The following is a 20,861-nucleotide window of genomic DNA, read 5'->3' as shown; positions in this document are numbered from 1 at the left end:
AAAGGCAGCCGGGACTCCGGTATAAAAATAAATAACGCCGGTCTACATGAACCGTTTTTATAAACGGGGGTGGATCAGGTGAATTAGGATGAAGCGAATATGAATAAACAGAATCAACTACCGTTAGTAGGTGTCCGCGTTGCTGATTTTGGACAGCAAATTGCGGGTCCCGCTGTGGCTATGGTGTTGGCCGATTTAGGTGCAACGGTCGTACATATAGATCCACCAAATGGACCTAGTTGGCAGCACCCTGCTAACGCTGTATTGAACCGTAATAAATCCTCTCTTCGTTTAGATCTAAAGAGCCAGTCAGGTTTAGACCAAGCCTTAGAGTTAATCGCTAATGTTGATATTGTTATTGAAAGTTTTCGTCCCGGTGTGATGAAAAGGCTGGGGGTTGATTTCGCAAAATTGCGTGAGACGCGCCCTGAATTAATTACATTATCTATTCCTGGCTTTGCAAGTAATGATGAACTCCGTCGTGACTGGAAGGCAACGGAAGCAGTAGTTGCTGCGACGTCGGGTTCTTTTACTGATATGGGCTTTAACCGAGTTTTAATGGGACTTAACCCTAGCTTTTCACCATTACCATTGGGCTCATCTTATGCCATTTCTCTGGCTGCGAGCTCTGCTGTTTTGGCGCTGTTTGAAAGAGAAAAAACAGGTCGAGGGGATAATATTGAGGTACCTATTGCCGCTGCGTTAATGGAAGGGCTTTCATATAACTCTTATTTGGTTGAGCAGCTGCCCGAGCGTTATAAGACCATGCGAGAATTAGAAATAGAACATCGTAAGTCCAATGGCATAAAAATGGATCTTAGTTATGAACAATTACAAGAGTACTTAGACCCATTTTATCGAACCTATTTATGTGCCGATGGTCGCCTGTTTTATTGTGTTTGCCCTTCTCATCGAAATCATGCCAAAAGGGCATTGAAGGTATTGGGTATTTATGACGAATTAGTGGAGGCTGGCTTGCCAGATGTGAAGGACCTGCATGCTCCAATTAGTGAGTGGGAAGGTGAAACCTCTATCGGTGTTTACCCGCTACCGAAAAAATGGGCCGATATTATTTCAGAGAAGATGAAAAAAGCCTTCCTACAAAAAACCTCAGATGAGTGGGGGGGTATTTTTGGCGAAGGCCAAATACCTGGAGCTCCTCACCGTACAACCCAAGAGTGGGTAAACAGTGAATATAGCAAGGAGTCTGGATTAATCGTTGAAGTTGAAGGGACAGAGTTTGGTACGATGAAGCAGCCAGGACCCATTGTTTGGTTCGAAAATGAAGCAGAAGCGATGCTGAAGCCAAATGCACAAGAAAATGTAAGCTTCGAAGAGGCCTTAGCACGTTTGCAAGATGTTGCAAAAATAGAAAATACCACCCGTCCAACAGGAAAAGACATTCAGCCAGCAAGTGGTAAAGGCTGGTTGGAAGGGGTGAAAATTTTAGATTTAACCAACGTGATAGCTGGACCTCACTCTACCGCATTTTTGGCACGCTTTGGTGCTGAAATTACTAAGTTAGACCCAGTGACGCCTCTGTACGATCCACTGATAGGTATTCTATTTACGTTTCAAACGGGTGTCGGTAAGCAAAGCGCGTTGGTTAATATCATGACCAAAGAAGGCCGTGAAGTGTTTGAACGCTTAGTCAAAAGCGTGGATATGGTGGTTATTAACGCTCCGGATCGCCAAATGAGGCCGTTGGGCTTGGATCAAGATAGTTTGAGTGCAATCAACCCAGATGTGCTCTTCTGTCGCCTTGACTGTTTTGGTGGGCCTCGTGCAGGTAGTAAGACAAATTACATTGGTTATGACGATATTATTCAGGCAAATAGTGGAATTATGAGCCGATTTGGTAAGCCAGAAACACCTGAAGAACATGCGCATTTGGGTACGCTCGATGTGAATTGTGGTTTTGCTGGTGCGTTAGGTATGGTGGTTGGTCTATATCAAAAACGTAAAACGGGTAAAGTGAGCCGTGCGAGGACATCATTGTCTGCGGTGACCAATATTGCACAGCTTCCGTTTGCCTTTGATTATGAAGGGCGTGGGCCTTTTAACGAGGCGTCTGGTCGAGAGGCGAAGGGCAATCACGCTTTATCACATTTTTATCAAACTCTTAATGGCTGGATATTTGTAGATTCACACCAAGATGAGTTGGCGAAACTGGATGCTATTAAAGGCTTAGGCGGCATTCAACAGAGCCAAGATATTAGTCAATTTTTACGTGAAAACCTCGTGAAAGAGTCCTCAGACTACTGGCTGAACGCGTTTTCTTTAGCTGATATCGCTTGTGCTGAACCCTTGTCTATTGAGCTTTTACGTGAGAAAAATAGCCGGCAGGCGGATCAGAAAGCGGGAACTGATCGAGGAAGTTATGCTTTCTCAATTTTCCCCAATCATCCTAGTGGACATTGTATTACTCAGGTGGATCCATACTCAATTCGTCCGTTAGAGGCCAAGATTAGAGCGGTAACACCCGCAGAAAAATTTGGCCATTCAACGACCGAAGTTTTGAGAAGCTTGGGTTACACTGATGACGATATATGTTTGATGCTAGAAAAGGGCGTTGCTGCAACTGGCTGGAGTAATGAATTTTTACCAAGCTAAGTGGTTTTTATAGCGATGGCAGTCACAGATAACTGAATGTGCCCCCCATTATTTGATACTTGTAGAGGTATAAATACAAATAAAGTGCTCTTTGAGCACCATGGAAAGAGTCGTAACCAAGCTTATCTTCTTAAGCTTGGTTACCGCCCTAAAAAGAAGGGTTATAGGGTTGTTTTAAAAGGTGATCTATCTGTTAAGTTGTATTCATTAATCACCTGCAGAATTAGACAGTGTTATTTACTGATCTAAGTACAGCGTTTGTTTTTTTTTAATAGTCTACCAGCCACCTATTTTGCCGCCGAGCCATTGGCCCAAAGAGCCACCCATGCCTTCAGCGATGGAACCGACGATTCGCCCAATGACTGTGCCAATTATGGGGACTCAAGTCTCATATTCGAAGTCAAAGACATGGCAATATTGATAAAACAATAACGTCTAATTCCGGCTCTTTGCGAACAAGAGTCTTCTTATCACCTTCTTCCATTCCCTTCAGGTTTGACCACTTTGCAATGAAACGATTGGCGTAATTCGCAATAAGCTTGGCGTCATCTGCAATTTTATATCGAATTAGGTGAGATACACTCAGTATCAGTTAAGTAAGGGAGCGCCCCTTCTCAGAGATGTATAGAGGGCAACATTAATACTGGCAACTGACGTTAAAACTCACCAATTTAGGAGTGCTTTATGCAAATCATTAATAAACATTATATCAATGGCGACTTCGTGGTATCCCACGGTAATGATGTTGCCGATCTTATCAATCCATCGACTCAAGAAATCATTGGTCAAGTTGTACTCGGCGATGAAGAGGATACACAACGAGCGATCACAGCGGCAAAACAGGCTTTCAAAAGCTATGCACAGTCAACTCCAGAACAAAGAGCAGAGTATTTACAAAGACTTCATGATGCTATCGTTGACCGCTTAGATGACCACATTGAGGCATTAGTGAAAGAGTACGGTGCCCCAACCCAAATTGCGCAATATCTTGTTCAAGGTGCAGCTGGCGTAATCTTAAGTGCCAAAGAAGCCTTACAGAGCATGGCCTTTAAGGAAATGGTAGGTGACACAGAGGTATCTCTTCACCCTGTCGGTGTTGCCGGCCACATTACGCCATGGAATGCGAACATAATTTATTTTTGTAACAAAACAGTCTCTGCGTTAGCTGCGGGGTGTCCTGTGGTGACAAAACCAAGTGAAATGAGTGCTCTACAAACACAAGTCATTATGGAGTGTGTTCATGCAGCAAAGTTACCCGCTGGCTTGATTAATATTGTCAACGGTCGTGGAGATGTGGTCGGTGCCGAGATAACCCGCAACCCTGATGTGGCAAAAATATCTTTTACAGGCTCTACAGCGGTAGGAAAAATCATTGCTCGCGATGGTGCTGCAACACTTAAACGTGTCACTTTAGAGCTGGGTGGTAAGTCCCCACATATCGTCTTGGAAGATGCTAGCCTAGAGCAGGTAATCCCGTTTATTCTGATGACTAGTTTCATGAATAGCGGTCAGGCTTGTATTGCAGGAACTCGCTTGTTAATCCCAGAAAGCCGCGCAGAAGAAATTAAAGCAGCATTGAAACAGTCTGTAGCTCAGTATCTAAAAGTAGGACGTCCGGAAGACGGTGATACCGCAATTGGACCAATGGTATCAAAAACTCAGTATCAACGAGTGCAAAGCTATATCACTAAAGGCATTGAAGAAGGGGCTGAGGTTTTGGTTGGAGGAGAGGGTCATCCTGAAGGACTGGAAAATGGTAACTTCGTGAAACCTACTATTTTCGTCAATGTCACCAACGACATGACTATCGCACGTGAAGAAATCTTTGGCCCAGTTTTGTGTGTACTGACCTATAAAACTGAGGAAGAAGCCATTGAAATTGCGAATGACACCCAATATGGTCTGGCTGGTTACGTAAGTGGTACCAATATCGACCACGCTAAAGTCATAGCAAATCAAATTGATGCGGGTGTGGTTTCTGTTAACTCTTTTAATCATAACCCTGCAGCACCATTTGGTGGGTTTAAACAATCTGGTATCGGCAGAGAAAATGGGGCGTTCGGTATTCGTTCGTACTTGGAAATCAAATCTGTGAGCTAATCAGTTCATTCACTTTTTAGAATTCCAGCCACTCCAACAAAGTTGAGCATCACGAAAAGGATGCTCAACTTTTAATGAAAGCAGCGTCTTAAATTACTGAGTATCGTCAACATGTCCCGTTTATTCATTATACTTTCCACATTTTTACTGAGCGCTTGTGCCACAGAAAACCTCTATGACGACTTATCAACATCTCCCCCACCAATACAGAAAAAGACGTTGAAACCACAAATACTTGGAGTCGCATTTGGAGGTGGTGGTGTTAGAGGCATTATGCATCTTGGTGTTATCAAAGCATTGATGGAAGAAGATATTACTCCCGACTTAGTGACTGGTACCTCAGCTGGCTCGATAGCCGCCGTTATGTTTGCATCGGGTATGAACTACACCGACATGGAGAATATTCTGCTCAACGTGAGTTCATCCGACTTAGCCGATGTCGTCATTTCATCTAAAGGACTAATCAACGGACAGAAGTTGTCTGACTGGGTTAACCAGCATGTTAATCAAACTGAACTTGACTCAATGCCTATTCCAGTTGGAATTACAGCGACTAATTTAAATACTCTAGAACCCATTGTGATCCGTAAAGGTAATGTGGGACACGCCGTTCAAGCCTCTTCATCAATTCCAGGAGTTTTTATTCCCGTTATTAGTAATGAGTCTGTGCTGGTCGATGGTGGTTTGGTCAGCGTAGTTCCCATTAATTCGGCCCGTGAAATGGGAGCTAATATAGTCATTGCTGTTGATATTTACTGCGGCAATACCCCAAAACCTACTCAAGCGATGGGAGGAGATGAAATTACTTTTTACAGTTTTAGAATAATGGCTTGTAAGCTATCTAAAAATGAAATTCAAAGCGCAGACGTATTGATTCAACCTAATTTTGAGCCTAAAACCTCAGGTTTTTTCGATTATCAAGCAAAACTTGATTCGATTAATGCTGGTTACGCAGCCACAAAAAAAGCAATTCCCAAAATAAAAGAGCTACTTGGTCTCCCTACTTTTATAGCCAACACAGCCCCATAGAGAAAAGATATGGAAAATATTCAATCCGCCATTAATGCCTACTTCCTTGGCGAACGAAACGAAATGATTTCGATTATCGTGGGATCGGTCATGGTATCTACATGTATTATTCTATTAAATCGTAAATATCAACGTAATCTAATCAAATCAATAAGTTGGTCGGTGAGCGCTTCTGGATTACTGCTTTCTGCAACGGCAATCTCTTTGCTGTTCAGAGATGCTGAGCTAAGAAATACTTTACTATCTGGGTTATCTGCCAGTCATACCACTGAGCTTCTCACAACAGAACTTCAACGTATTAACACGGTAGTCGGAAAATATCGGATTTATCAGTGTGTTTCTGCTGGCATTATTGTTTCATCTTTATTTGCTGTTTTTTTCTCTAAGCATTCGACTGTGAGAGGTATTTCTATAGGACTAATACTTCTGTCCATAGCTCAATTGGCGATTGATCACTATTCAGAAAATCGAGCCATTCAATATCAAAATCAATTATTCCATGCGTTGTACTCAACTCTTAAGTGACAAAGTTTGTAATGATCTAATTATTCTAGAAGATCCTATGCCACTACACCTGAAAGACCCGTATGTTTATATGGATGTAGGTAATTAGGGCGATTGCCGAGGGCATGATCTAAAAGTCAGTATTTTATTATTGAGCACCTCGACAATAGAACTACTATTCACAGTCGGTACTCACCTCTAATAACAGGCTTTTATTCACATGCTGAAGCAAGAGGACTCGTTCGTAGTTTTCTTAGTGACTTCACCATTTGGATTTTGAAGCTGTAAATAATAGCTATGCCTCTTTGTCCCATTAAAGTTTCCGATAATTAGCCCCAAGAGCGAGTTTTGCTTGCTTTTCTATCTAATGCTTTGCTTAAGTGTTGCTTTAATTGGTAAGAAGCCTCTAATGTGCCACCTTGCTCAAGCATATCTAAAATTTCCAAGTGTTCGGAACAATTTGTAACGAGCCGCTCTCTATTTATTTGGGCTTTATACTCCATTAATTTTCTCATTTTATTGACTCTTTGAAGCGCCATTAAGAAGTAAGGATTACCTGAAAGTTTAATCAGTTCTTCGTGAAAATTAGCGCCATATTCCAGGATTAAACTGTCAGAAATTTCTCCTACTGTAGAGTCAAGTATCCTGTTTTGAACATCTCGGAGCTTTTGTGTTACTTGTCTGTCAAGTCTGAAAGTGGGTTCAAGTAATGCGGCTGGTTCAATAGCCGCTCTAAAACGGTAAAGTTCGCTAAAAGATTCGGTTGTTTTAGCAACAGGTAATAGTTTCCAGCCGTAACCAGGGTTGCGCTCAGCCCAGCCTTCTTTTGTTGCGCGATTTAATATGGATAGTGCTTTTGACTTTGTCCAATTATATCTGTCTCTTACATACTGTTCCGTCAGAGTGTCTGGAATTGAATCTGTTAACCAATCATCCGCTAACTGTTGGTAATCGTCGGTTTCATTTTCGAGTTTTGACTTAACCCAATTATGGACTGAGTCTGGTAAGTTATCTGCAACAAAAAAACCTTTATTGGGGGCTCTGCTAACAACTTTGTGCTCTTCAAGTTCCATAAGTGCATCGCGTACTGGTGTTCGTGACACATTGTAGTCTTCTGCAATTGTCTTAGCGTTTAGATGTCCGCCTAACTCTCGTTTTCCAGAAAGAATATCTTGCAGAATCATTATAGAGAGTTTCTTGCGAACTCCACTGTCTCTGGTGCTCATTGCTATCTCCAAATTACAAAATTCTGGCCCATTGGGCGAAAGTTTAACAGGTATTATTTCAGAAAGTGATTCTTGTGGTGATTAAAAAGCGACAAAAGTTGTATTTATATGATTATAAAAACATTTTTCTAGTGTGGGGGGAGTTCATTATTAGGTTTATAAGTTGTTTTATGTCTTTAAATTATTATGTTTAGCTCATTTTTATCTTTAGGTTGGCAATGATTGCGTAAGAAATTTATAGATGTATTATTGCATTTTTGTGTTTTAATGTGCAATATTGTGATTCCTATATGAGCTGATGCAGAGGATTTGATAATGATAAAAAAAGTACAAAATCTCGTGAAAATGGGTGTGTGTGTTGCTATGTCTACAGTGTCGCTGATGACGTTTGCCGATACTTACCCAAGTAAATCTATCAATATAGTGGTTCCGTTCAACCCAGGGGGTGGTGTTGATACTGTTGCTCGAATTATCGCTGTTAGCTTAAGAGAAAGTCTTGGGCAGGATGTCATTGTGGATAATAAACCAGGTGGAAGTGGCATGATTGGTGCGAATGCGGTGGCTAAAGCGGAGCCAGATGGCTATACCCTTTTGTTGGGATCTGCCGGAGAAACTGCGATAAACGAGTTTGTTTATAAATCTAAAATGCAGTATTCGCCAGCGCAAGACTTGGCTCCAATTACGCTTGTTACAAAGATCCCAAATGTATTTGTTGTTAGCCCAAGGTTGCCTGTAAATAATGTTGAAGAGTTTGTTGCTTACGCAAAAGCACACCCCAATACGCTAACTTATGCGACTAGTGGAACAGGTAATGTTCAACATTTAGACGGTGAGTTATTGAAAATGATGGCAGGGATTGATATGACTCAAATCCCATATAAAGGCGCCTCTAAACAGCTTGTTGATGTTTCTTCAGGAATGGTGGACGCAACATTTGTAAGTTACACCGCGGCACGCAGTTTTATGCAAAATGGTAAAGTCAAGGCACTTGCTGTGACATCAGAGCTTAGAGCGGATTTTGATAAATCAATCCCTGCTGTGAATGAATATCCCCCCCTTGCTCAATATAGCCTAGAAAATTGGTTTGGTATGTTTGCGCCAGCAGGAACGCCTAGAGAGGTTCTTGAAAAAATTAACTCGGCCGTTGTTGCCGCTTTAAAAAATCCTGAACTATCGGAGAAGTTAAATAATATAGGTGGTAAGCCTGCACCATTAAGCATAGATCAATTTTCTGACTTTCTAAAAGTTGAACGAGCTGTTTTCGCCGATATCGTTGATCAAGCAAACATCACTATTCAGTAATTTAGTAGGTCAGTTCATTTAGTATGGACTGACCTTGTCGGGATAAAAATATGAAATTATCACGAGATCTATGGGCAGGACTTGTTCTGTTGATTATTGGAACAGTCGTTGCTCTTTATTCACATAATCAATATCGAATGGGGACAATTCAAAGTATGGGGCCTGGTTATATGCCTTTTGTATTGTCTATTATTCTGATCATTCTAGGTGGTGTAACCGCAGTCTCTTCTCAGTTTGGAGTATCTTCTGAAGAGCCAGAGCGAAAGATAAGCTGGAGAAAAGTGATTCCCGTTGCTTTAGCTGTTTTGGCGTTCGCATTGACTATAACCAAACTCGGTTTAATTGTGGCAACCACGTTGTTAGTGTTTATCGCTTCATTAGCGGATAAGCGTTTTAATTTAAAGCTCACTTTATACCTGATCATTAGCTTCTGCTTTATTTCATGGGTTGTATTTTCATACTTCCTTCAGATGAACATGCCTGCCTTTTGGTGATTTATGGATATTTTATCGAATTTTGTAAGCCACCTTTCTATAGGTGTTAATGAAGCATTTACGCTTGCTAACCTCTGGTATTGTTTTGTCGGTGTGTTTTTGGGGACCTTAGTTGGTGTTATTCCAGGTTTGGGGTCACTTATTACAATCTCCCTTCTTTTACCACTAACGTATCACTTAGACCCAACTGGTGCCTTGATTATGCTCGCCGGTGTCTACTTTGGAGCGGATTATGGTGGAGGGACATGTTCAATACTTTTAGGCGTTCCTGGCCATCCTGCAGCGGCAGTAGATGTTTTGGATGGCTATCCTATGGCAAAACAAGGGCGCGGTGGCGTGGCATTATTCATTAAGTGTATCGCTTCCTTTTGGGGTTCTACGGTTGGGATTTTACTTTTGATGTTGTTTGCTCCTCTGCTGGCTGCAGCTGCATTTAGCTTTGGACCTCCAGAGTATTTTGGCTTGATGCTGTTGGGGCTTGTTTCTGCTTCGACTGTAGGTGAGGGGTCTGCTGTTAAGGGTCTCGCAATGATGGTTATTGGTCTGATCATTTCCTGTGTGGGAACTGATGTAAATAGTGGTATTGAACGTTTTACGTTTGGCTATCCAGATTTGTCAGAAGGTATTGGTTTAATTGTTGTAGCAATGGGGGTTTTTGCTATTGCTGAAGTGATGAGAAGTGCTGGAACTATTGCGGTAAGTCCAGTGAAACAAAAGTTTGGAATGCGTGATCAGATACCAACAAAAGAAGATATGAAGCAGTCATCGGGTGCGATGCTGCGTGGATCAGGAATTGGGGCGTTTTTTGGCTCTTTACCCGGAACTGGTGGAGGCATGGCGACTTTTATTGCTTACGCAGTCGAAAAAAGAGTTTCGAAACATCCTGAAAAATTTGGTAAGGGCGCGATTGAAGGTTTGGCAGCGCCAGAAGCTTGTAATAATGCCGGTGTAGGTACTGCGTTTATCCCAACACTCACTTTAGGTATTCCTGGTGATGCCATTATGGCGCTGCTTTTAGCTGGATTGGTAGTTCAAGGTATTCAGCCAGGACCAATGGTAATGAGTACTAACCCTGAATTATTTTGGGGATTAATTGTGAGCTTTTTTATTGGTAATTTAATGTTGCTTGTTTTGAATATTCCTTTAATTGGCTTTTGGGTTCGTCTCCTTAGTATTCCGTATCAATGGTTATTTCCGGGAATCTTGCTGTTCACTTGTATTGGGGTTTTTAGTACTCATTACAATGTATTTGACATATATCTACTGCTTATTTTTGGCGCAATTGGCTATATCGCTTGGTTATTAAAGCTGGATGTCGTTCCCCTAATTTTAGGGATGGTATTAGGTCAACCGCTTGAAGAAAACTTCCGTAGGACAATGCTTATTTTCAGAGGAGATTTCTCTGTCTTTGTGACAAGACCAATTACAGCTACGGCTCTTGCCGTATGTGTTTTGTTGATTTTGTGGTCCATTAAATCTCAGATTACCAGGAAGAAAAAATCATGAGTGATTTAGCTGTTAGTGTTAGCGATAAGCTAATTACAAATATTACTGTAGCAAACAAAAAGTACTCCGTAGTAAATCCTCGAGCAGCTTTTGGCGACGTTGTTGATAGATTGCCTGTCGTTTTGCGTTTGCTGCTTGAAAACCTCTGTCGTAATGCATCTGAAGATGAGTTGAAAGAAGGGGCTTGCGCAATTATTGGCTGGCTTGAAAAGCATACAAGCCATGCGGAAATCCCTTTCCAGCCAGGCCGAGTTTTAATGCATGATACAACCAGCACACCTGCATTGGTTGATATAGCTGCGATGCGTGACACATTGCGAGAGAAAGGAGTACCCCCGACTTCACTCACGCCACTGTTGCATGTGGATGTGTCTATTGATCACTCACTCGCTGTTGAAGCGTTTGCTGAGCAAGATGCCGCCAATACAAATATGGCTCATGAGATTAGAAGGAATAGTGAAAGATATAGATTTCTTCGTTGGGCAGCAAAGGCATTGGGGAATGTGACTATTCATCCGCCAGGGACTGGCATTATGCACACTATCAACTTAGAGCAGCTTGCGACAGTTGTTTATGAAGAGGAGATAGATGGTCGAGATTTTCTTGTTCCAGATATGATGCTTGGCACAGACAGTCATACCCCAATGATTAATGGAATTGGCGTTCTGGGTTGGGGGGTTGGCGGACTTGAAGCTCAAACCGTGATGTTTGGCATGCCGACTATGCTTAGAATTCCTGATGTCGTTGGCGTCAAATTAACTGGAGAGTTAGCACCTGGAATTCAAGCATCTGACCTTGCTTTAACTGTCACAAATCGATTAAGAGCGATTGGTGTTACCGGCGAGTTCGTCGAGTTTTTTGGCCCTGGTGTTAAAACATTAAGTGCTGATTCTAGGGCGGTGGTTGCCAATATGGCTCCTGAGTATGGAGCAACTACTGGTTACTTTCCTGTTGATGAAAATACCCTGACTTATTTGAAAAATACAGGTCGCAGTGACGAACAGCTGGCTCTTATTGAAAGTTATATGAAAGAGGTTGGCTTGTGGTTCGATGAGAATGCTAACCCTGAATACAGTCGATTGCTTGAAATTAACTTGAGTCAAATTGGTTTGCATGCCGCTGGTCCTAGAAGGCCCCAAGATATTTTAACTCTTGATCAGATTCCATCAGCATTGCGTAATATAGAGCCATCCCCTAAAGGAACAAGTGGTGAGTTACCAGTCTTTCCTGTTGCGGTTGCTGCTATTACGAGTTGTACAAATACGTCATCGCCAGCGCTTCTGGTTGCAGCAGGATTACTTGCTAAAAAAGCAGTTTTACTTGGACTATCGATACCTGACTGGATCAAAACGTCTCTGGCTCCTGGATCTCCAGCGGCGGTTTCGTACCTAAAGCGAGCCGGTCTGCTTGAAGCGCTAGAAATATTGGGTTTTGGGGTTGTTGGCTTTGGTTGTACAACCTGCATCGGTAACTCTGGTCCCTTGACAAGCAAAATTTCAACCGCGTTGGAGAGGGAGGAAATTCGGCCAGTGGCCTTTCTCTCAGGTAACCGAAACTTTCCGGGAAGAATTCACCCAGATGTCGATTTAGGTTTTATTATGTCGCCGCCAATGGTTATCGCAGCCGCATTAGCTGGAAATGCTGAAATTGATTTGGCGAATTCCCCGCTGCAGTATTCAAAAACGGGAGAGGCTGTTTATCTAAAAGACTTATGGCCATCGCATGATGAAGTCAATGCTGCTCTAGCCAAAGGCTTGCAGACCATTGATTTCAAAAATGACTTTGACATTGCTTCTAAAAATCCACTGTGGATGTCTTTGGTTGCACCTGAATCAGATTGTTTCCCTTGGGCAGAAGAGTCTACGATTTTGCGTCGGCCGCCATTTGCCTCTTGTGATGAAGGCACTCTTTTAGGTGACTTTACCGCTTACCCATTGCTGGTAGTTGGTGATGATGTTACTACCGACCATATTTCTCCGGCCAGTGCGATTCCGAAAGATAGCTTGGTGGCCGACTTCTTGGTTGAGCGTGGAGATGATCGCAATGATCTGAATGTATTTGCATCGCGCCGAGGGAATTGGGAGGTTATGATGCGGGCCGCTTTTCATAGTAAGACGCTGGTGAATCTTCTCGTTCCAGATGTGCCTGTTGCTCATACATTACACGTACCAAGCAATACAGTAGCACCTATTTCCGACGTTGCAGATCAATATCGAGCGGCGGGTGACTCGGTGGTTATTTTGGCCGGTGAACGTTATGGCATGGGATCCTCACGTGACTGGGCTGCGAAGGGGCAACGTTTACTGGGTGTGAGGGCTGTGATTGCCGTGAGCTTTGAACGCATTCATCGATCTAATCTAATCGGGATGGGAATTTTACCGCTTTGTTTTCCTGTTGGAGTCAGTTCTGCAAGTTTATCTATCCAGCCGGGTGATCAAATTCAAGTGAATGCTGATCATAAAATGCTATCTTGTCGTGGTGCTGTGGAGGTAAAAATCATCCGAGCAAACGCGGCTGATGAGTTAATCGTGGCTACGGCTGCCATTGAAACACAACTTGAGTTGGAATTGTTAAGGGTAGGTGGAGTGCTTCCTTTGATTTTAAAGCGAACCATCGAAAATAATTAAGTGGCAAGCCAGTTCATTTTCTTACTCTAGCGAATGGGGCTGGCTTTTAATGAATCACTGCAATACACGCTTCCAAGGGACAGTACATGGATAATTTACAAGAAATAAAAGACAGGTTCGCTCCTACAGGACATTTGAGAGTGTCGATTAATTTAGGTAACCCTATTCTTGCTAAAGCGGAAGTGGGTAATCAACCTCCATCTGGAGTGTCGGTAGACCTAGCTAAAGAGTTTGCTAGGCGACTAGGGCTTGAGATTGAATGGGTTGTTTTCAACTCAGCGGGAGAGTCGGTAGAGGCTGTGACATCTGAAGACGCAGATATTGGCTTTTTTGCAATAGATCCGCTTCGTGGTGTGGGAGTTAATTTTAGTGCAGCGTATGTTCATATTACAGGCAGTTATCTTGTGCCAGAAGCGTCTGAATTACAGACAATTGAAGAGGTAGACCAATCAGGAAATCGCATTGTTGTGGGGAAAGGAAGTGCTTATGATCTTTATCTGACTCGTAACCTAAAAAGCGCGAGTATTGTTCGTGCACCTACATCGCCCAAGGTCGTCGAGTTTTTTGTTCAGAATCAATGTGAAGTTGCTGCAGGTGTTACACAACAACTGGAATCTGATCTTCAGCGTTTCCCTAATCATCGGCTTTTATCTGGTAATTTTATGTTGATTCAACAGGCTATGGGCGTACCAGTAAGTCGTGGTGATTTAGCTGCTCAATACCTTGCTGATTTCGTTGAAGATGTTAAACGAACAGGATTTGTTGCCGAGGCTTTGATTCGCAATGGTATAAAAGGTGCGTCTGTTGCACCTCAAGTGGAGGAGTAGGGAATGCTGGCATTTATTGGCTGTCGCACAACGAAGGAGCGAAATGCTAGAGGTGAAGGTATTAGCCTCGTATCCTATAACGAAATAGACGGTTCTCTAAAGTTAGTTCACCTTGAAAAAGGGTTAACGAATCCTTCTTACTTAGTCATTAATAAAGCAGGTGATCGCTTATACATTGTTCATGGTGACGGTTCTGAGGTTAGCGTATTTAAATTCGATGCCAATAGCCGAAAACTAACTCATTTAAATACACAAGATACAGGTGGGCTAAATCCTGTCCATTTGGCACTATCGCAAAATGAAAAGCACCTTGTTGTATCGAACCACATAACAAGTAGTTTGGCGGTCCTACCAATAAATGCAGAAGGTGGATTGCTAGAAAGGTCACACTTGATTCAGCTTGCTGGTGAGCCAGGGCCCCATCGAAAAGAGCAGCCGTTTTCAAAACCTCATTTCAATCCATTTGACCCAAGTGGTAGATTTGTTGTCGTTCCGGATAAAGGTTTGGATAAGATTTTCTTATACGAATTTAAGAATGGTCAGCTTGATTCTACTCACTTGACCGAGGTAGATTGCCGAGAAACGTCCGGCCCGAGGAATCTTGTTTTCCATACAACTAAACCATGGGCTTATGTTGTTAATGAGCTTGATTCAACCATAACAGCATACGAATTTGACAACAAAACTGGAGCGTTGGTTCCGTTTCAAATTCTCAGTGGGCTCTCAGATCGTTTCACTGGAAACAGTCGAGCGTCAGGTATTACTCTTGATATGATGGGCAAAACGCTTTATTCAAGCCATCGAGGTGCTGATGCTATAGCAGTTATGAAAATTGATTCCGAGACGGGCAGTTTAACGCTCATTCAAACAATCAGTGGCCAAGGCAAAACCCCACGTTTTATTACGCTTAGTCCCGATGGCAAGTGGTTATATGCACTTAATGAAGACAGCGACAATATTATTACTTTTGCTGTTATGCCAGAAACTGGCTTGTTGCAGGAAACCAGTCAGTGTTTTATTACAGGAAGCCCTGTCTGCATGGTATTCAATTAGTGCTGATACATGTTTACTGGCGAAGAGTATGTGTCGAGCTTTGAAGGAAGTTATTGTCTTGCTAGGTTTGCAATATCTTTAACTTCTAATATTTGGCTTTTATAGCCCAGTCGTACTGTATTTAACATTGCCACACCAATATCGCGGGTGGTTAAAATGTGGTTAGGAAAGTAGTGTTTTAATAATGGAAATAGTGGCGTCATCAGTTGATGGATTATCCGATAACTCATTGTTTTAGAACGAATACCGTTTAGCGGTTGGATAATGGCTGGGCGAAACAGATAGACGTTGGCGAAGTTGCTTTTTAACAAGGCGTTCTCCGTTTTACCTTTCACCCTAGCCCACATACTTTTACCATTTTCAGTACTGTCAGTCCCTGCACCAGAGACATAAGCAAAGGTCATATCTGGATTGTTTGGTTGTAAAGCTTTAGCCGCCGACATCGTCAAATCAAAGGTGATGGCTCGATATTGTTTCTCCATCATACCTGATGAAGATTGGCCTAGACAAAAAAAACAGGCATCTATCTTTGCTAATCCATCTAGGGTGTGAGGTAGGTTTTTAAAATCTTCACTGATAATCTGTGTGACCCGTTTATTATTTTCAGGTAATAAACGTCTTCCGACCACAAAGATGTTATCTACATCAGATGCAAGAAGTGATTCATGCATGACACCTTGTCCCACCATGCCGCTAGCACCAAAAATTAGCACATTCATATTTTTCTCTTTTTCATCATATTCGCTTTGATTTTATATTGCATCACGACATTTGGTTTTGGATAGTAGCTTTTGATTCGAGTTATCCTGTTAACAGAGTTTTTCTGAGCAACCAGTGGAATTTATCAATGTAGCTCCACCTGTAATAAGTGCTGTTTTAAGTATCATGTTGATTCCTCTGTCGTTGTCGTTAATATCGAACAAGTGTAAGAGAAAGCTTGAATTGATCAGTTGCAAATTGCGCCAGCACTATTGCGTAAGACGCCAAATTTTGAGTCTTACGTTAGAGGTCTATAACAAGCGTTTTGAAAGCTAGGTGGTTTTATTTACCTATGCGTGTACTTAAATAAAACGCTGCACACAGGGTGCCGCAGCTGGCCATGATGATTGAAAGGCTTCCTGGTGTGCCATCGAACAATAAGCTCGCCACATAACTAATGAAGCTCCCCATCGCAAATTGAGCGGCTACTAATAGCCCAGACACCGTACCTGCCTTTTCTGGTAATAATTCAAATAAGGTGGCTAAGCTGTTTGCACCAATCGCGCCAGTGACACTGATGTAAAGCATGGTAGCGATGACAAATAAGAGAATGGGTGTCCCATTAAAGCCATACATTCCCCAGATGATCAGTGTCGCCATAAAAGAGATAGCAACCGCTACGTTTAATGCGACGCTGACACTATAACGTTTACTGAGATATGAGTTGAGTAAAGTGGCGATAATGATAGCGACAATATTGGCGGAAAATAACATCGCATAATGGGTTTCTGAAAGGTGAAAGTACTCGATATACACAAAAGCGGATGTTGCAATGAAGGCAAACATTCCCGCGAATGAAAAAGCGTTGGTCAGTACATATTGGACCAACAATGGTGCGTGCAGGCAGTCAATGTAGTTGTTACAATAATGACGCAAGCTTGGCTTTATCGTTGAGCTGGACTTTGTTTCTGGTAATAACAACGCGCTTCCAATAAAGGCGATCATTGAGAACAAGGCTAAGAAATAAAAGATCCAACGCCATTCAAAATAGCTAACAATGTAAGCTCCGAGTATGGGTGATACCAGCATGACCATCATTGAAATGATATGCATGTGTGAAAGGATATTGGCTGCTCGCTTTAATTCATACAAGTCTCTCACTAACGCTCTACCCAGAACGGCCGCTGCAGCGCCTCCTAATGATTGTAGGAAACGAAATAGAATAAGGCTCTCGCCTGTCGACGCCATGGCGCAACCAATACTACTCAAAAAATAAAACCCTATCCCAATTAACAGTAAGCGTTTTCGGCCTAACATATCGGATAAAGGGCCAAAAATGAGCATGCCGATTGCCATTCCAAGCAAAAATACCGTAATCGTTGTTTGTATTAGTTGGTCCGTGGTGCCTAAGTTATTGGCGATAGTCGGTAAACTTGGCAAATACATATCAATAGAAAGCGGCCCAAACGCGACCAAATAGCCAAGTAATGGGATGGTTAATTTACTCAAAGCTGAGGTCATGGAAGCTCCTATTTAAATAAGCTGATTAGTTTAGGTTGGTGATTGCCGCGTTCGCACAGTCAATATCTTGCTGTTCACTACCACCAGAAATACCAATTGCACCAACCAGGCAAGCATCAAGTAAAATAGGCAATCCGCCACCTAAAAAGGTGAAATCTGGCTCGCTTTGTAAGGCTAGTAAGGTGTTATTTCTTTGTGCGAGTCGGGTTTGCCACTCTTTGCTTGGTATGCCAAATGATACAGAAGTGATGGCTTTTTTATGGGAAATGGCTTGCGATAAAAGCGGTGCTTTGTTCATTGCGACGCTCGCTAGGCTACGACCTGAAGTGTCGACAACAGTGATGCAAATATGGATATCAATTTGCTCCGCATGATAGATGGCAGCACGACAAAGCTGCAGTGCTGCGAGAGTGGTTAAATCCTGTTTTGTAATAGTGTTCATGATCATCTGCCTACCTAGTAGAAAATATGACTTATAGCAGCCTTGTTGCTAAGCATAGGAATAAGATTAATTATTAACATGTTAAGTATTTTTGTTGAATGTTTCTAGGTGTTTTTTATAAATATCACACTAATGATTTTTATATATGGCTTGTTGTTACTTGGGTAAATGAGGCTAGGTTGCTTTTCTGTATTGCTTTCGAAAATCCGAAGGGCTCAGACCAGTATTTTTTAAAAAGAATCGAGAGAAATAGGAAGGATCGATATAACCTAAAGTGTATGCTATTTCAGTGAGGTTTTTATTCGTGTGAGTCAATAAACGTTTGGCTTCTAGCAATACGCGGCCGTTGATCATTTTTTTGGGGCTTAGTTTGGTTATTTTGTTACACAAGTAATTCAGCCTACTTTCATTGATTTGTAAGGATTGGCAATAGAACTGAATGTTTTTTTCCGTTAAAAAATGGTGTTCGAGTAATGTGCTGAACTCTCGAAAACAGAGTATTTCAGATTGGTTGTGTTGCTTTTGCGGTTGCTCAGTACCAGAAAGTCTTAGCATACAGATCAGAATTAGCTTAACAATGGCTTCAATACTGTCCCGTTGATATAGCGCAGATCGACTCCATTCTAACTTCAGTATTTCAAACAGGTTTAACAATTGTTCCCAATGTTGCAGCTCGGGTTTAATGTCTTTTTGCTGATCGATATGAAAGGGCATCAGTAGTGAGTTGTGATTACTGTATGCGTTGAGTTCAGCCATGATTTTTTGTAGGTGGGTATTGTGAATCGTGATGACATAGCCAGGAGCTGTTGGCTCTGTTAGAAACGCATGCGGTGTTGCTGGAGGCGTATAGAAGGCGGCGCAGCCTTTTGTCTCATAAACATTTTGATCAATATTAAACAAAGTATTGCCGGAGCGAATTAGGTGTATTTGGCAATATTCTGCGTGCAGATGCATGGGCATATCGCGCCCAAAAAAGTCAGCCATTTTGCCAAGAACATCAAAATGGATAGTGGCGTCCTTGTAGGCGACATCATAGTCTTGGCCAATCGTGATATTGGGGATCCACTCTTCTTTCATTGAGTTAGGTTCTTTGTTGTTTGTGAGCGATTGGAGTTTCTTCAGCTGTTAATGTTTTAAAGCATACATTGAAATATTAAAAGAGAGCGTTATGCGATGTCACGATAAAAAAAGCCCGACATGTGAGTAGACATCATGCCGGGCAAAGTTAGGGTGACCAAAGATAAAACGTCTAAACTAACAGGCATAAAAGCACTAGTTTAGATTACAAGCAGCATTTAATAGACGGATGCTGTTGTTTCTTCATGGGAATGTTGTTCAGGTTTGAACTCATTCACCAAAGCTTTAGTACTGTTCATTAATAAACCAGTATCACTGCCAACGGCGACAAATAAAGCACCAAGCGATAGATAACGTTTCGCTTGTTGTTTGTCCGCCATTAAAATGCCTGGGGCTTTTCCTGCCGCAATGATTTTTGCAATGCTCTGCTCGATCACTTTAACCACTTCAGGGTGGTTAGGCTGACCAATATAGCCAAGCGATGCACTAAGGTCGGCAGGTCCAATAAAGACACCGTCTACCCCATCTACAGCTAGAATATTATCCAGTTCTTCGATAGCTCGAAGTGACTCGATTTGAACCAGTACGCAAATTTCATCGTTCGCTGTCGTCAAATAGTCGGGCGTTCTATTGAACTGCGAGGCACGTGCTAATGCACTGCCAACACCACGAATACCGGCGGGTGGATAGCGTGTAGCTTTGACTATCTCCAGCGCTTGCTCAGCATTATCTACCATAGGTGCTAGGACAGTTTGCACACCAAGATCAAGTATTTGCTTAAGCGCGACATGATCCGCCCATGCAGGACGAACAATTGGGTGGCTGGCAAATGGCGCTATGGCTTGCAGTTGCCCAACCATAGTTTGCAAGGTGTTTGGTGCGTGCTCTCCGTCGATCAATAGCCAATCAAATCCTGCGCTCGCAATAAGTTCTGCGGTGTAGTTGTTGGCTAAGCCAAGCCATAGACCAATCTGTGGCTGTTGGCTTTTGAGGGCCGCTTTAAAAGTGTTTTTAGGGGCAGACATGTCTATCTCCTAAGCAAAATGACAAGACACTGAACCAAGTGGGCCATAATCCACGTTAAATGTATCGCCTTTACGTGCTGCAATCGGGCGAGTAAAAGAGCCGCCAAGGATGATTTGTCCTGGCTCAAGTTCAACATCAAACGGCGCGAGTTTATTGGCTAACCATGCGACGCCATTAGCTGGGTGATTGAGTACACCTGCAGCCACACCTGTTTCTTCAATAATGCCGTTACGTTGCATAATGGCTGACGCCCAACGTAAATCCATTTCATCTATTTTGATCGGTCGTCCACCTAAGATAATCGCAGCGTTGGCGGCATTATCGGCAATGGTGTCGAAGACTTTGCGTGGGCGTTTGCTTTCTGGGTCGATAGATTGACTACGTGCATCAATCAGCTCAAGTGCAGGAATAACATAATCTGTTGCGTTATAAACATCGAAAATCGTGCAGTTTGGTCCTTTCAAAGGCTTTTTTAAAACGAAGGCTAATTCGACTTCAATACGCGGTACAATAAACTTGTCCGTTTCAATTTCACAGCCATCGTAATACAGCATGTCATCAAGCAAGGTGCCGTAATCTGGCTCATCAATTTGTGAGCTCATTTGCATCGCACGAGATGTTAAGCCAATCTTATGACCAATTATCTTGCGACCTTCATTTAATTTCATTTGTACCCATTCGCGTTGAATGGCGTACGCATCATCAAATGTTATATCTGGATAATCTAGTGATATTTGACGAATTTGAACGCGTTCTTTTTCAGCCTGATTAAGCTTGTTAGCACAAGCCGTAATAATATCGTTTGAAAGCATGCT

General features: G+C 42.4%; 17 protein-coding genes. 10 read left to right on the top strand and 7 right to left on the bottom strand.

Features of this window, described 5'->3' with window-relative positions; all coding sequences use genetic code 11:
- The first annotated feature begins 99 nt into the window (after positions 1-99).
- From KDW99_RS14360 to KDW99_RS14345, 4 genes are all read left to right on the top strand, one after another.
- Positions 100-2,613, top strand: a complete 2,514-nt coding sequence (locus tag KDW99_RS14360; RefSeq protein ID WP_255825684.1) for a CoA transferase — start codon at positions 100-102, stop codon at positions 2,611-2,613.
- 684 nt (positions 2,614-3,297) lie between these two features.
- Positions 3,298-4,713: an aldehyde dehydrogenase family protein gene (locus KDW99_RS14355; protein ID WP_255825683.1), complete on the top strand. Its 1,416-nt coding sequence runs from the start codon at positions 3,298-3,300 to the stop codon at positions 4,711-4,713.
- Between the two features lie 111 nt (positions 4,714-4,824).
- Positions 4,825-5,742, top strand: coding sequence for a patatin-like phospholipase family protein (locus KDW99_RS14350; protein WP_255825682.1), 918 nt, complete (start codon positions 4,825-4,827; stop codon positions 5,740-5,742).
- A 9-nt stretch (positions 5,743-5,751) separates the two neighbouring features.
- Positions 5,752-6,267: a hypothetical protein gene (locus KDW99_RS14345; RefSeq protein WP_255825681.1), complete on the top strand. Its 516-nt coding sequence runs from the start codon at positions 5,752-5,754 to the stop codon at positions 6,265-6,267.
- A 308-nt stretch (positions 6,268-6,575) separates the two neighbouring features.
- On the opposite strand, the gene KDW99_RS14340 is transcribed toward KDW99_RS14345, so the two are convergent.
- Positions 6,576-7,472 (bottom strand): GntR family transcriptional regulator, encoded by an 897-nt coding sequence (locus tag KDW99_RS14340; RefSeq protein WP_255825680.1) that lies wholly within the window; start codon positions 7,470-7,472, stop codon positions 6,576-6,578.
- Between the two features lie 315 nt (positions 7,473-7,787).
- Between KDW99_RS14340 and KDW99_RS14335 the strand changes: the two genes are divergently transcribed.
- The 6 genes from KDW99_RS14335 to KDW99_RS14310 all read left to right on the top strand — a co-directional run bounded on the left by KDW99_RS14335 (position 7,788) and on the right by KDW99_RS14310 (position 15,281).
- On the top strand, positions 7,788-8,774 hold the full coding sequence (locus KDW99_RS14335) for a Bug family tripartite tricarboxylate transporter substrate binding protein (protein WP_255825679.1): 987 nt from the start codon (positions 7,788-7,790) through the stop codon (positions 8,772-8,774).
- 50 nt (positions 8,775-8,824) lie between these two features.
- Positions 8,825-9,268, top strand: coding sequence for a tripartite tricarboxylate transporter TctB family protein (locus tag KDW99_RS14330; RefSeq protein WP_255825678.1), 444 nt, complete (start codon positions 8,825-8,827; stop codon positions 9,266-9,268).
- 3 nt (positions 9,269-9,271) lie between these two features.
- A complete protein-coding gene (locus KDW99_RS14325; RefSeq protein WP_255825677.1) occupies positions 9,272-10,774 on the top strand; it encodes a tripartite tricarboxylate transporter permease in 1,503 nt (500 codons plus the stop codon).
- Complete coding sequence (gene acnA, locus KDW99_RS14320) at positions 10,771-13,401, top strand: aconitate hydratase AcnA (RefSeq protein WP_255825676.1); 2,631 nt, start codon at positions 10,771-10,773, stop codon at positions 13,399-13,401. The genes KDW99_RS14325 and acnA overlap by 4 nt, the downstream gene beginning before the upstream one ends.
- 86 nt (positions 13,402-13,487) lie before the next feature.
- Positions 13,488-14,228, top strand: a complete 741-nt coding sequence (locus KDW99_RS14315) for an ABC transporter substrate-binding protein (protein ID WP_255825675.1) — start codon at positions 13,488-13,490, stop codon at positions 14,226-14,228.
- 3 nt (positions 14,229-14,231) lie between these two features.
- A complete protein-coding gene (locus tag KDW99_RS14310) occupies positions 14,232-15,281 on the top strand; it encodes a lactonase family protein (RefSeq protein WP_255825674.1) in 1,050 nt (349 codons plus the stop codon).
- Between the two features lie 50 nt (positions 15,282-15,331).
- Here the strand turns inward: KDW99_RS14310 and KDW99_RS14305 are convergent, their stop codons facing one another.
- The 6 genes from KDW99_RS14305 to hpaH form a co-directional block, all read right to left on the bottom strand.
- Positions 15,332-16,000, bottom strand: a complete 669-nt coding sequence (locus tag KDW99_RS14305; protein ID WP_255825673.1) for an epimerase — start codon at positions 15,998-16,000, stop codon at positions 15,332-15,334.
- Between the two features lie 322 nt (positions 16,001-16,322).
- The gene (locus tag KDW99_RS14300; RefSeq protein WP_255825672.1) at positions 16,323-17,501 is read right to left on the bottom strand and encodes a multidrug effflux MFS transporter; all 1,179 of its coding nucleotides are present in this window, start codon (positions 17,499-17,501) and stop codon (positions 16,323-16,325) included.
- Positions 17,502-17,526: 25 nt separating this feature from the next.
- Positions 17,527-17,943, bottom strand: coding sequence for a GlcG/HbpS family heme-binding protein (locus KDW99_RS14295; RefSeq protein WP_255825670.1), 417 nt, complete (start codon positions 17,941-17,943; stop codon positions 17,527-17,529).
- 174 nt (positions 17,944-18,117) lie between these two features.
- On the bottom strand, positions 18,118-19,020 hold the full coding sequence (locus KDW99_RS14290; RefSeq protein WP_255825669.1) for a helix-turn-helix domain-containing protein: 903 nt from the start codon (positions 19,018-19,020) through the stop codon (positions 18,118-18,120).
- Positions 19,021-19,238: 218 nt separating this feature from the next.
- Entirely contained in the window at positions 19,239-20,045 is an 807-nt protein-coding gene (gene hpaI / locus KDW99_RS14285) for a 4-hydroxy-2-oxoheptanedioate aldolase (RefSeq protein ID WP_255825668.1), read from the bottom strand.
- A gap of 9 nt (positions 20,046-20,054) precedes the next feature.
- Entirely contained in the window at positions 20,055-20,858 is an 804-nt protein-coding gene (hpaH, locus tag KDW99_RS14280; RefSeq protein ID WP_255825667.1) for a 2-oxo-hept-4-ene-1,7-dioate hydratase, read from the bottom strand.
- Between the last annotated feature and the right edge of the window lie 3 nt (positions 20,859-20,861).

The organism is Marinomonas rhizomae (genome assembly GCF_024397855.1).
Taxonomy (GTDB): domain Bacteria; phylum Pseudomonadota; class Gammaproteobacteria; order Pseudomonadales; family Marinomonadaceae; genus Marinomonas; species Marinomonas rhizomae_A.
Note: the sequence above shows the minus strand (reverse complement) of the source record. Positions and strands in the feature narration are given on the sequence as shown.